This window comes from Hydrogenophaga sp. IBVHS1 (assembly GCF_002127265.1).
Lineage (GTDB): Bacteria > Pseudomonadota > Gammaproteobacteria > Burkholderiales > Burkholderiaceae_C > Hydrogenophaga.
Genome location: NZ_NFUU01000001.1, coordinates 1,227,500 through 1,239,290, shown reverse-complemented (window position 1 = coordinate 1,239,290; position 11,791 = coordinate 1,227,500). Strand labels below are relative to the sequence as shown.

Sequence of the window (11,791 nt, the reverse complement as noted above, 5' to 3'; positions counted from 1 at the left end):
ACGCCGTGACGCGCCCATGTCGCATAATCCGCGCTGAATTGACGTTTACGTCAACGTCATATCAATCCCCCTCACAGGAGCACCTCATGGACATTCAAGGCAAGGTATTCATCGTCACCGGCGGCGCGTCGGGTCTGGGCGAAGGCACGGCGCGCATGCTCGCCGCCAACGGCGGCAAGGTGGTGATTGCCGACATGCAGGCTGAAAAAGGCGAAGCGGTGGCCAGGGAAATTGGCGGCGCTTTCGTGAAGTGCGACGTGAGCAGCGAGGCCGATGGCCAGGCCGTGGTGGCCCAGGCGGTTTCCATGGGCAAGCTCATGGGCCTGGTGAACTGCGCGGGCATTGCGCCGGCCGAGAAAACCGTGGGCAAGAACGGCGCGCACAACCTCGGCGTCTACACCAAGACCATCATGGTCAACCTGGTCGGCAGCTTCAACATGATCCGCCTGGCCGCCGAAGCCATGAGCAAGAACGAACCCGAGTCCACGGGCGAGCGCGGCGTGATGATCTCCACCGCCAGTGTGGCGGCCTACGACGGCCAGATCGGCCAGGCTGCCTACGCCGCTTCCAAGGGCGGCATCGTGGGCATGACACTGCCCATTGCGCGCGACCTTTCGCGCAACGGCATCCGCAACATGACGATCGCGCCCGGCATCTTCGGTACGCCCATGCTGTTTGGCATGCCCAAAGAAGTGCAGGACGCACTGGCCGCGGGGGTGCCCTTCCCGAGCCGCCTGGGCACGCCCGAGGACTACGCCAAACTGGCCCGGCACATCTTCGAGAACGACATGCTGAATGGCGAGGTGATCCGCCTCGATGGCGCGATTCGCCTGGCCCCGAAGTAAGCGTGCCACTGCCATGAAGCGACTGGCTGCCATCGCTTCCCTGGTGTTGCTCGGCGCCTGCGCGCCGACACTTCCGCCGCCTGCGCAGCCTGAAGCTTCTTCAGGCCTCACCGCCAAACCCGGCTGGACCTTCCAGCGCCAGGCTGTGGCCGCCGCCAACCCGCTGGCCACCAAGGCCGGCGCGCGCATCTTGCGTGAAGGCGGCAGCGCCGTGGACGCGGCGATCGCGGTGCAGATGGTGTTGACGCTGGTGGAGCCGCAGTCCAGCGGCATCGGCGGCGGTGCTTTCCTGTTGCATTTTGACGGCCAGCGCGTTCAGGCTTTCGATGGCCGCGAGACGGCGCCGGCCAGCGCTTCCGAATCCCTCTTCCTCGACGCGCAGGGCCAGCCCCTGCCCTTCAACACCGCCGTCACCAGTGGGCGATCGGTCGGCGTGCCGGGAACGCTCCTGATGCTGGCGCTGGCGCATCGCCAGCATGGGCGCCTGCCCTGGGCGCGGTTGTTCCAGCCCGCCATTGAACTCGCGGAACGGGGCTTTCCTGTAAGCGCTCGTCTGCACGCCTTGCTCACGGCCGACGCAGCGCTGCGCGATGACGCCGCGGCGCGTGCCCTCTTCTACCGCGCCGATGGTTCAGCGCATCCCGTGGGCCACTTGCTGCGCAATCCGGAGCTCGCGCAGGTGCTGCGCAACGTCGCAACGATCGGCCCCATCGCCCTGCATGAAGGCCCGGTGGCGCAAGCCATCGTGGCCGCCGTGCAGCGCCCGCCACTGCCCGGCAGCCTGAATGCCGAAGACCTGAAACGCTACCAGCCGAGGGAGCGCGAAGCCCTGTGCCACGACCATCAGGCGGGCGGCCGCGCGCTGCGCATTTGCGGCTTCCCGCCACCCAGCTCGGGTGGCCTTGCAGTCGGTCAGATCCTTGGCCTGCTGGCCCGCTCACCGCAGGCCACGGCGCCGTTGCAGGCCGGTCTGCCCGCAGCGAACTGGCTGCACGCCTACACAGAGGCGTCCCGGCTGGCATTCGCCGATCGGGCCCGTTACGTGGCAGACCCCGATTTCGTCACCGCACCGGGCGGCCGCTGGAACAGCCTGCTTGAACCGCGCTATCTGGACGAGCGCGCACGGCTCATGGGCCCACGCCGTGCCGAGCAGTTGCCGGCTGGTGAGCCGGCTGGCCAGCGGGTGTCTTACGCCCCGATGCCCGCGCAACCCGAGTACGGCACCAGCCACATCAGCATCGTCGATGCCCAGGGCCGTGCGGTGGCCATGACCACCACCATCGAAGCGGGTTTTGGCGCGCGCCGCATGGTGACCACGGATCCCTCGCGCCCCGGCGGTTTTCTGCTCAACAACCAGCTCACCGATTTCAGCTTCACGCCGCGCGACGCGGGCGGGTTGTCCGTGGCCAACCGGGTCGAGCCCGGCAAGCGACCGCGCTCGTCGATGGCGCCCACGCTGGTGTTCGACCGCTCCAGCGGCGAACTGCTCATGAGCACCGGCAGCCCGGGTGGCGCACTCATCATTCACTACACGGCCAAGGCGCTGCACGGCGTGTTGCAGTGGGGTCTGCACCCGCAGGCCGCGCTGGATCTGCCGAACTTCGGGAGCCTGGGCGGGCCGCTGCTGCTCGAACAAAACAGGTTTCCCGCCGCCACGGTGCAGACATTGCGGGGGCTGGGCCACACCGTTCAGGAGATCGAGATGACGAGTGGCGCCCAAGCGCTGGTGCGCCAGGGCACCCACTGGCTCGGCGGGGCCGATCCCCGCCGCGAGGGCATCGTGTCTGGCGACTAGCTTGCCCGGCCAGACCCGGGCGTGGGTCAGAATACCCGGGTGGCGATCCCCCAGACCTTCATTCAGGAACTGCTCAACCGCGTGGACGTGGTCGACGTGGTGGGTCGCTACGTGCAGCTCAAGAAGGGCGGCGCCAACCTGATGGGCCTGTGCCCGTTCCATGGCGAAAAGTCACCCTCCTTCAGCGTCAGCCCCACGAAACAGTTCTATCACTGCTTCGGCTGTGGAGCCAATGGCAACGCCATCGGCTTCCTCATGGAGCACGCCGGCATGAGCTTCATTGAAGCCGTGAAGGACCTGGCGCAGCAGACCGGCCTGCAGGTGCCCGAGGAAGAATCCTCGCCACAGGATCGCGAGCGCGCCGCCCAGCAACGCCAGAAGCAGGTCACGCTCACCGACGTGCTGGAAAAGTCGGCGCAGGCCTACGCAAAGCAACTCAAGGTGTCGCCCCGCGCGGTGGACTACCTCAAAGGCCGTGGCCTCTCAGGGCAGATCGCCAAGACCTTTGGCCTGGGGTACGCGCCGGAGGGCTGGCGTTCTCTGGCCAGCGTGTTCCCCGACTACCAGGACCCGCTGCTGGTGGAGTCGGGCATGGTCATCGAGCACGAGGACGAGAAAGGCGCCGACGGCCTGTCGAAACGGTACGACCGCTTCCGCGATCGCATCATGTTCCCGATCCGCAATGTCAAAGGCGAGTGCATCGGCTTTGGTGGGCGGGTGCTCGACAAGGGCGAGCCCAAGTACCTCAACTCGCCTGAAACCCCGGTGTTCAGCAAGGGCCGCGAGCTCTACGGACTGTTCGAAGGTCGCACCGCCATTCGCGTGGCCGGGTACGCGCTGGTGACCGAGGGCTACATGGACGTGGTGGCGCTCGCCCAGCTGGGCTTTGCCAACGCGGTGGCCACGCTGGGCACCGCCTGCACGCCCGACCACGTGCAGAAGCTCTTTCGCTTCACCGATTCGGTGGTCTTCAGCTTCGATGGTGATGGCGCTGGCCGGCGCGCCGCGCGCAAGGCGCTCGATGCCGCCCTGCCGCTGGCCACCGACACGCGCAGCGTGAAGTTCCTCTTCCTGCCCACCGAGCACGACCCGGACAGTTTCATTCGCGCCAATGGCACGGACGCGTTCGCGAGATTTGTCCGCCAGGCAGTGCCACTGAGCGACTTCCTGGTGGAGGCGGCGGCTGAAGGATGCGACATGGCGACCATGGAGGGCCGATCCCGAATGATCGTCGGGGCAGGACCTCTGTGGAAAGCCCTGCCCGAGGGCGCACTCAAGCGCCAACTCATGAGCGTTCTGGCCGAGCGGGCGCAACTGGACGCCAGAGACCTCCCGGATCTCTGGGGACTCTCCAGCCGGGACAGCAAGACGCCTCTTCGTGGCGCGCGGGGTTCCGACTCTCGCTACAAGCAGCGTGCTTACGGCAGCGGTGCCCGACAGGTCATCAAGCCCAAATCCATCGCAATGGCCGAGCACATCGCCCTTGCCGCGCTCAGGAACTCCTCAGCCTGGGATCTGCTGGCCAACGAAGACCACCATCTGCTTTGCGAGCTCCAGTCACCCCATGGCGACCTTTTTTCATGGATCGACACCCGATTCAATGAGCACGGCGCAGAGCCCTGGGCTGTGCTGCAGATAGGTGTTGAGGGGCAACCGTTCGCAGAGCTGGCCAACCGGCTGATCGCGCTGGACAACATGCAGCCCAGCGGCCAGACCTACGACATTGAAGAACTGGGCGCGTCGGATCTGCGCCGGCTGGCGATCTCGATCCACCTGGATGCCATCGCAGCCGAAATTGCCCGGGTCAGCGCCTTGTCGTCCTCCGATCCGGAACGAATGGAGCGACTTTACGAACTCAGCCACAAGCAAAAGACCCTGCTGGATGCTCAGCGCCCCCCCGTCCAGGCTTGATTGGCTGGAAGCGTTGCGCAAGACAAAATCGGCGACCCAGCGGTATAATCCACGGTTTTGCACCGCAAGCGCGACAGCAGCACCTCCGGCATCGGCCCGGCCCCCAACGACGGGGCTACATGGACACCCTCCTGGCCACCTCAGCGACCCGCCCCGGTCCTGACGGAACCCCGCAAGGACTGCACACCAAATGTTCGCCCTCACAGCTTGCAGGCCTGCTCCTTCCGGCAAGGGGTGGGTGATGTGCCCTACAAACTCACCGGAGTGACCGTGCTGCGCGGCCTTCAGGCGATTTTTGTGTGATCTGCCGGTTCCAGTTCGACATTTTTTTGAGGTCCCCATGCCCGCGAAGAAATCCAGTACGCCCGTCGTGTCCAGCACCAAGACCGCCAAGAAGGCCAGCCCGCGCGCTGCTGCCCCGGCTTTGCCCCCCAAGAAAGCCCCTGCTGTGACCCAGAAGACCCCCGCCAAGCCCGCGACCAAGACCGCGCCTGCCAAGAAATCAGCTGCCAAGGCCGAGCCGATCGAAGAAACCACCGCGAAGAAGAAAGCCGGGCGCCCTGCCAAGGCCGAGCCGATCGAAGAAACCACCGCGAAGAAGAAAGCCGGGCGCCCTGCCAAGGCCGACGTCGCCGAGTCGCCTGCTGCCAAGCGCGGGCGCAAGCCTAAAGCCGATGCCAAGGGCAAAGGCAAGTCCGACGCCGATCTGGACGATGCCGACCTGAGCGACATCGAAGACGATCTGACCGGCGAAGTCGAGGCCGAGGTGGTGGACACCACCGCGCAGACGACCGAAAAGGTCAAGCCCCTGCGCATGAAGATCAGCAAGGCGAAAGAGCGCGCGCTGATGAAGGAATTCGGGCTGGACGAAACCGTTTTGTCCGAAGAGGAAGCGCGCAACCGCCGCGAACGCCTCAAGACCCTGATCAAGCTGGGCAAGACGCGCGGCTACCTCACGCATGGCGAAATCAACGACCACCTGCCCGACAAGCTGGTGGAAGCCGAGACGCTGGAAGTGGTGGTGTCGCTGCTCAACGACATGGGTGTGGCTGTTTACGAACAGACGCCAGACGCCGAGACCCTGCTGCTGAACAACACCGGCCCCACCGCCGCCACCGAAGAAGAGGCCGAGGAAGAAGCCGAAGCCGCGCTGTCCACCGTGGACAGCGAGTTCGGCCGCACGACCGATCCGGTGCGCATGTACATGCGCGAGATGGGTACGGTCGAACTGCTCACGCGCGAAGGCGAAATTGAAATCGCCAAGCGCATCGAGGGTGGCCTGAACGACATGATGGCGGCCATCAGCGAGAGCCCGGCCACCATTGCCGAGATCCTGGTCATGGCCGACGACATTCGCGAAGGCAAGGTCGTCATCTCCACCGTGGTCGACGGTTTCGCCGATGCCGATGCGGCCGACGACTACGTGGCCGAAGAAGATTTCGACGACTACGACGAAGCGGACGACGACGACGGCAAGGGTGGCTCCAAGGCGCTTACCCGCAAGCTGGAAGAACTCAAGCGCGAGGCGCTCACCCGTTTCGACACCATGCGCTCGCTGTTCGAGAAGCTGCACAAGACCTACGACAAGGAAGGCTACGGCACGCCCGCCTACCTCAAGACGCAGAAGTCCATCACCGAGACGCTGATGTCGATCCGCTTCACTGCCAAGGCGATCGAAAAGCTGTGCAGCACCATGCGCAACCAGGTCGATGAGGTGCGCAAGAAAGAGCGCGAGCTGCGCCGCATCATCGTGGACAAGTGCGGCATGCCGCAGGAGAAGTTCATTGCCGAGTTCCCGGCCAACCTGCTCAACCTGAAGTGGGTCGAGAAGCAGGCCGCCTCCGGCAAATCGTGGAGCGTGGTGATGGAGCGCAACATCCCGCCGATCCAGGAGCTGCAGCAGGGCCTGATGAACATCCAGAGCAGCGTGGTGGTGCCTCTGACGCATCTGAAGGACATCAACAAGCGGATGAACCAGGGTGAGTCCACCTCGCGCGATGCCAAGAAGGAAATGATCGAGGCCAACCTGCGCCTGGTGATCTCCATCGCGAAGAAATACACCAACCGTGGCCTGCAGTTCCTCGACCTGATTCAGGAGGGCAACATCGGCCTGATGAAGGCGGTGGACAAGTTCGAATACCGCCGCGGCTACAAGTTTTCGACCTACGCCACCTGGTGGATTCGCCAGGCCATCACGCGCTCCATTGCCGATCAGGCGCGCACCATCCGGATCCCGGTGCACATGATCGAAACCATCAACAAGATGAACCGCATCTCGCGCCAGCATCTGCAGGAGTTCGGTTTCGAGCCGGATGCCTCCATCCTGGCCGAGAAGATGGAGATGCCTGAGGACAAGATCCGCAAGATCATGAAGATCGCGAAAGAGCCGATCTCGATGGAAACCCCGATCGGCGACGACGACGATTCGCACCTGGGCGACTTCATTGAAGACCAGGCGAACACCGCGCCCATCGAGGCCGCGATGCAGGCCGGCCTGCGCGAAGTGGTGAAGGAAATTCTCGACAGCCTCACGCCGCGTGAAGCCAAGGTGCTGCGCATGCGCTTCGGCATCGAGATGTCCACCGACCACACGCTGGAAGAAGTGGGCAAGCAGTTCGACGTGACGCGCGAGCGCATTCGCCAGATCGAAAGCAAAGCGGTTCGCAAGCTCAAGCACCCGAGCCGTTCGGACAAGCTGCGCAGCTTCATCGACACGCTCTAACAGCGTTCAGCGCACGCCGAGCATCCAGCCTTCCAGCTCCGCCACCTCTCGCTCCATGGGCGTGAGCGGCGGCTGAAGGCAGGCTTCCAGCTCGCCGCGTGCGGCCATGTCGGCCATCCAGCGCGCCGTGGCGTAGGCATCGTGCTCTTCTGTCTCGCGTTGCTCGCGCGGGTACCGGCGGCGAAAGATCGAAGGGTGAACTTCCACGATCACCGACTTGTCCCCGGGCAACTGCCAGCCATCGAACGGCCAGAAATGCAGACGGTCGCCGACTTCGTCGCGCAGCCATTTCAGCCACGGAATGCCCGCGTGCGCGGCCTTGGCGGTGACGCCTTGAACGTCGAACGAGGAGACACTGCGGGCCGAAACGGTCCAGCGCTCTGTGAGGCGCAGTGACTCTCCCGGCGCTTGCTGTTGCGGCGACGCCCAGGCGCTGTTTCGCTGGTGCATCAATCGGCGCCTGACCGAGTCCACACCCACCCGATCCTGCTGTGTGGGCCAGTGCGCCACGAAGTTGTTGAGAAATGCGGGCCAGGCGTCCAGCTGGTGGCGCCCGAAATGCGCCACCGGCAGGGAGAAGCCGTGGTCGAGCCCTGCGAGGAAGCGCGTGCCCCGAAGCACTTCTTCCCGCAGCCGCTCAGCCAGCTCGCGACGGTTCCAGTTCACGGAATCGCTGGGGCAATCGGGGTGGCGACACGTCCAGCGCTGTGCGCCACGCAACCCCGACTGCGCTGCGTAGACCTGCAGCCCTTTCAAGCGGGTCAACGGCGTTTGCGCGCCGGAATAGCCGATACCGATGAAACAGTCGAACATGGGCCGGCTCCTACTGTGCGGAGCCCGCGCCGATGAGCTCGCGCAGCCGCCCCGCCGCCAGAAGCCGCTCGCCGGCATCCCCCAAACGAAGCACGTCGAAGATCGCCAGCATGTCGTGCAAAGCCGGGTCCTGCATGGCCGCGTAAGGGACTCCCGGATGCAAGGGTTCGATGCCCTGGCCTTGCGCAGCACCGTTGGGATGCGGCCAGACCCAGGCGCCGCGCCCCTGCGGAAGCAAACGGGCCACCGCAGGCCAGCTGTGGGCTGTGGGTACACCGGGCGAGTTGGGCAAGCGCTGGGCTGGAAACGCATACCGTGCGCCGTGCACCGCGAACTCCGTCAGGTTGGGAACGTGCACGCTCGCGGGGTTGTCGTCCATGGAGGGCGACGGTTCGCTCACCATGCCGCGGGCTGCAGCCAGCTTGCCCGGTCTTCGCGGCCGTGACCGCACGCGGTAGATCGCCGCGGGCTCTTCGAGCACGCCGGCGGAAGACAGCGTTGGCGCCCATGCCAGATGGTTTTGCAGCAGCTCGGCCTGGAGGCCGCGCTTCACACAGGCGTGCGCCTCGGAGGCGCTAAGACCGAGTTCATTCGCCATGCTGGAATAGGTCCACCGGCGACCGGTCAATGCCACCAGCTTGAGGGCGACCAGGAAATCTTGCGGCTTGAGTTGCATGCGGTTCTTCTGTATTTATTCTATATTCGTGAATTGCGAATACAGAATTTACAGAACAACCGGCAAAAGCGCAACCCCCTTCTGGGCGAAGCGAATCACGCGCCGGGCAGCGTCACCGTTACCGCCAGACCGGGCCGGGCGTTGCGCACCGCAAACGTGCCGCCGTGAGCCAGTGCCACCAGACGGCACAGATAAAGGCCCAGGCCCACGCCGCCGGCGCTGCGGGTGCGCGCGGTGTCGGGCCGGAAGAAGGGCTGGGCCAGATGGGGCAGCTGGTCTTCGGGCACACCGGGGCCGTGGTCGCGCACCTCGATCAGCACGCCCTGCCCGCCCGTTGCGTCGGGATGAATGTGCAGCTCCACTGGCTGGGGCACACCGGCGCTGTGGCGCAGCGCGTTGTCGAGCAGGTTGCGCAGCAGCAGCCGCACGCGGATGCGATCCAGCGGCAGCGTGGGCAAGCCAGGGGCCGCTTGCAGCCGGATGGTGCTGGCCGCAGACTGAGTCACGGCGAGTTCGTCGATCACTTCTCTGGCCAGTGCAAAGGGATCGGTGGGCTCCCGGTGCAGCGCCTTGTGGCGCCCCGCCAGGCGCTCGCTCTCCAGCAGGTCGCTGATGAGGCGGGCCATCTCGGCCAGGTCGCGCAGCAGCGCCTCGCGCTGGGCCGCGATGTCATCGGTCTCGGGCAGCAACTCGGTGTTGAGCCGCGCGCGGGTGAGCGGGCTGCGCAGTTCGTGGCTGATAGCCAGCAGCAGCGCGCGCTGGGCTTCGAGCATCTGGTGGATGTCGTGGCCCATGGTGTTGATGGTGGTGGCGAGCTGGCCAAGCTCATCGGGGCGCTGCGGCCGGCGCACCGGAATGGGTTGACCAAACTCGCCCGCGCCGAAGCGCTGCGCACCCTGGCGGATGTCATCGAGCGGGCGCAGCAACCGGCGCACGTACAGGTAGGCCAGCAGCGTGAGCAGCAGCAAAACACTCAGTGTGAAGCCGATCAGCTTGGGCCGGCGCTCGAAAGCGGCGTCGTTCAGGCCGAACTCGATGCGGTGTCCATCTGCCGTGGTTCGCAATAGCAGGCCGTCCCAGTCCTGGTCGTCTCCCCAAGCGGGGCCGTCCCCGTCGGCGCTGCGCGGGCGGTCGCGTTTCCAGTGCGGTTTCACCTGATCGGGATGCGACCGCCAGTTGACTTGGGGCCCCGTGATGGCAATGGTCACCGGCAGGCGCTGCGTGAGCGCCTGCGCACGCTCGACGCTGGGTGTGCCACCCACCACCACCTCGGCGCCGAGGCGATCCACATAGTCCATCAGCAACGGGCGCGCCGCCTCGCGCCAGCCCACCGAAAAGGCCTTTTGAGCGCCGCTGATGAAGGTGAAGGCCATGCCCATGGCCAGCAACAGGAACACCAGCACCAGGCGCAGCCGAAGCGAGCTGCGAAGCGCCGCAAATGCCCGGCGGTACCAGGGAAGAACGGCGGTGGTCACGGCGTCAACCGGCGCAGGGCGAGCGAGTAGCCCGCATTGCGCAGCGTCTTGATGCAGTCGAGCGGTTCGAGCTTTCTGCGGAGGCGACTGACCACGATGTCCACCGCGCGCGTGTACAGGTCTGCATCGTGCCCACGCAGCTGGTTGAGGATGTCGTCTCGGCTGAACACGCGGCCGCTTTCGCGCGCCAGCAGGTGCAGCAGTTCGAATTCGGTGCCGGTGAGTTCCACCGCTTCTCCCTGGCGCACCACGCTGCGGCGCGCGGGGTCGATGCTGAGCCCTTCAAAAGCCAGCACGCCTGGCGATGGCGAAACTGCGGAGGGGCCGTTCTGCCCGTTGCGACGGCGCAGCACGGTCTGGATGCGCGCGACCAGTTCGCGCGGCTCGAAAGGCTTGGGCAAGTAGTCGTCGGCACCGAGTTCCAGGCCCACCACGCGGTCCATCACGTCGCCGCGCGCGGTGAGCATCACGATGGGGATGTCGCTTTCCTTGCGAATGGTTCGACAGAGTTCAAAGCCATCCATCTCGGGCAGCATCACATCAAGAATGGCAACCTCGAAAGCGCCGGTGCGCAGCCGGGCCAGGCCTTCGCTGGGCCTGAGCGCGTGGGTCAGGGCCAGCTCGAAGCGCTGGAAATAGGTGGCCAGCGGGGCCCCGAGTTGTTCGTCATCGTCAATCAGCAAGACACGGTGCATGCGGCATTCTCACTCACATCACCGCGCCCGGCCCCATGTCGCTCAGCGCACGGTGGCGCAAGATGAGCCGGCGCAGGCGCTGCTGGGCCCGCGTGTCCAGGCCGTCGAAGCGGTCGGCCACCGAAAGAATGGCGGGCAGCGTGTGCACCGCCTCGGCAGGCCGCCTGCGGGAAAAACGAGCCCAGAGTCCCAGGGCATGCTCCCGGTCAAAGCGCGGCCCCCAGACCAGCGCCAGCAACTCGTCGTGTGGATCCTCCACTTCGGCCAGCAGCGCGGGACCGTGGTCGCGCAGCGGCTGGCCGATGGCTTGCAATGCCGGTGACATCGCCGTTCGTCTCGCTGCTTCAGCCGCGACCGAACCAGCCCTTGCGCTGCGCCATGCGCTCACGCACTTCGGCCTGCTGGGTGGGGTTGAGGCTGTCGTAGAAATCGGCCAGAGCGTTGATCACCTCGGGGCTGCTCACCTGCAACACGCGGGTCTTCTCGTCCAGCAGGCTCAGCGCGCGGGCGCGGTCGAACTTCTCTGCCGAGACCAGCGAACGCAACTCGGCGCGCGGGTCGGTGGTCTGCCCGATGAAGGCAGCGCGCTGGGCCTGCACCTTGTCGGCCAGGACATTCAGCTTCTGCTGCTGGGCAGCGTTCAGGTCGAGCTTGCTGGTGATGCGATCGATCACCTTGCCGCGCACCTCGGCCATTTTCTCGGCACTCATGGGGCCGCGCTCGTGGTGGCCACGCGTGCCGCAGGCAGCAAGGCCGCCAAGCGCGATGGAGATACCGGTGAAGGCCAGGAGAGAGCGTTTGATCCAGGGTTTCATGACAGGGTCCTTAGCGAACGGTTGTTGAACATGTCCGCCATGGT

Annotated in this window: 10 protein-coding genes; 4 read left to right on the top strand and 6 right to left on the bottom strand. The window is 65.6% G+C overall.

Going from position 1 to position 11,791, the window contains the following annotated elements; all coding sequences use genetic code 11:
- The first annotated feature begins 86 nt into the window (after positions 1–86).
- From CAP37_RS05985 to rpoD, 4 genes are all read left to right on the top strand, one after another.
- Positions 87–845: a 3-hydroxyacyl-CoA dehydrogenase gene (locus CAP37_RS05985; RefSeq protein ID WP_086123340.1), complete on the top strand. Its 759-nt coding sequence runs from the start codon at positions 87–89 to the stop codon at positions 843–845.
- A gap of 13 nt (positions 846–858) precedes the next feature.
- Positions 859–2,640 carry a gamma-glutamyltransferase family protein gene (locus CAP37_RS05980; protein WP_086123339.1) on the top strand — a complete coding sequence of 594 codons (1,782 nt, stop codon included), beginning with the start codon at positions 859–861 and terminating at the stop codon, positions 2,638–2,640.
- Between the two features lie 39 nt (positions 2,641–2,679).
- Positions 2,680–4,551, top strand: coding sequence for a DNA primase (gene dnaG, locus CAP37_RS05975; protein WP_086124840.1), 1,872 nt, complete (start codon positions 2,680–2,682; stop codon positions 4,549–4,551).
- Between the two features lie 340 nt (positions 4,552–4,891).
- A complete protein-coding gene (rpoD, locus tag CAP37_RS05970) occupies positions 4,892–7,273 on the top strand; it encodes an RNA polymerase sigma factor RpoD (RefSeq protein WP_086123338.1) in 2,382 nt (793 codons plus the stop codon).
- A 6-nt stretch (positions 7,274–7,279) separates the two neighbouring features.
- Here the strand turns inward: rpoD and CAP37_RS05965 are convergent, their stop codons facing one another.
- From CAP37_RS05965 to CAP37_RS05940, 6 genes are all read right to left on the bottom strand, one after another.
- Positions 7,280–8,086, bottom strand: a complete 807-nt coding sequence (locus tag CAP37_RS05965) for a hypothetical protein (RefSeq protein ID WP_086123337.1) — start codon at positions 8,084–8,086, stop codon at positions 7,280–7,282.
- A 10-nt stretch (positions 8,087–8,096) separates the two neighbouring features.
- Complete coding sequence (locus tag CAP37_RS05960) at positions 8,097–8,762, bottom strand: hypothetical protein (protein WP_086123336.1); 666 nt, start codon at positions 8,760–8,762, stop codon at positions 8,097–8,099.
- Positions 8,763–8,857: 95 nt separating this feature from the next.
- Entirely contained in the window at positions 8,858–10,237 is a 1,380-nt protein-coding gene (locus CAP37_RS05955) for a cell wall metabolism sensor histidine kinase WalK (RefSeq protein ID WP_256926883.1), read from the bottom strand.
- Entirely contained in the window at positions 10,234–10,932 is a 699-nt protein-coding gene (locus tag CAP37_RS05950; RefSeq protein WP_086123335.1) for a response regulator transcription factor, read from the bottom strand. Before CAP37_RS05950 ends, CAP37_RS05955 begins: the two co-directional genes overlap by 4 nt.
- A gap of 13 nt (positions 10,933–10,945) precedes the next feature.
- Positions 10,946–11,257: a hypothetical protein gene (locus CAP37_RS05945; RefSeq protein WP_086123334.1), complete on the bottom strand. Its 312-nt coding sequence runs from the start codon at positions 11,255–11,257 to the stop codon at positions 10,946–10,948.
- Positions 11,258–11,276: 19 nt separating this feature from the next.
- A complete protein-coding gene (locus tag CAP37_RS05940; protein ID WP_086123333.1) occupies positions 11,277–11,747 on the bottom strand; it encodes a Spy/CpxP family protein refolding chaperone in 471 nt (156 codons plus the stop codon).
- Positions 11,748–11,791: the final 44 nt, after the last annotated feature.

Bases quoted from the DNA above. Each gene is read 5' to 3' on its own strand.
- CAP37_RS05965 (WP_086123337.1), bottom strand. From the start codon at position 8,086: ATGTTCGACTGTTTCATCGGTATCGGCTATTCCGGCGCGCAAACGCCG.
- CAP37_RS05950 (WP_086123335.1), bottom strand. From the start codon at position 10,932: ATGCACCGTGTCTTGCTGATTGACGATGACGAACAACTCGGGGCCCCG.
- CAP37_RS05945 (WP_086123334.1), bottom strand. From the start codon at position 11,257: ATGTCACCGGCATTGCAAGCCATCGGCCAGCCGCTGCGCGACCACGGT.
- CAP37_RS05940 (WP_086123333.1), bottom strand. From the start codon at position 11,747: ATGAAACCCTGGATCAAACGCTCTCTCCTGGCCTTCACCGGTATCTCC.
- rpoD (WP_086123338.1), top strand. From the start codon at position 4,892: ATGCCCGCGAAGAAATCCAGTACGCCCGTCGTGTCCAGCACCAAGACC.
- CAP37_RS05985 (WP_086123340.1), top strand. From the start codon at position 87: ATGGACATTCAAGGCAAGGTATTCATCGTCACCGGCGGCGCGTCGGGT.
- CAP37_RS05960 (WP_086123336.1), bottom strand. From the start codon at position 8,762: ATGCAACTCAAGCCGCAAGATTTCCTGGTCGCCCTCAAGCTGGTGGCA.
- CAP37_RS05980 (WP_086123339.1), top strand. From the start codon at position 859: ATGAAGCGACTGGCTGCCATCGCTTCCCTGGTGTTGCTCGGCGCCTGC.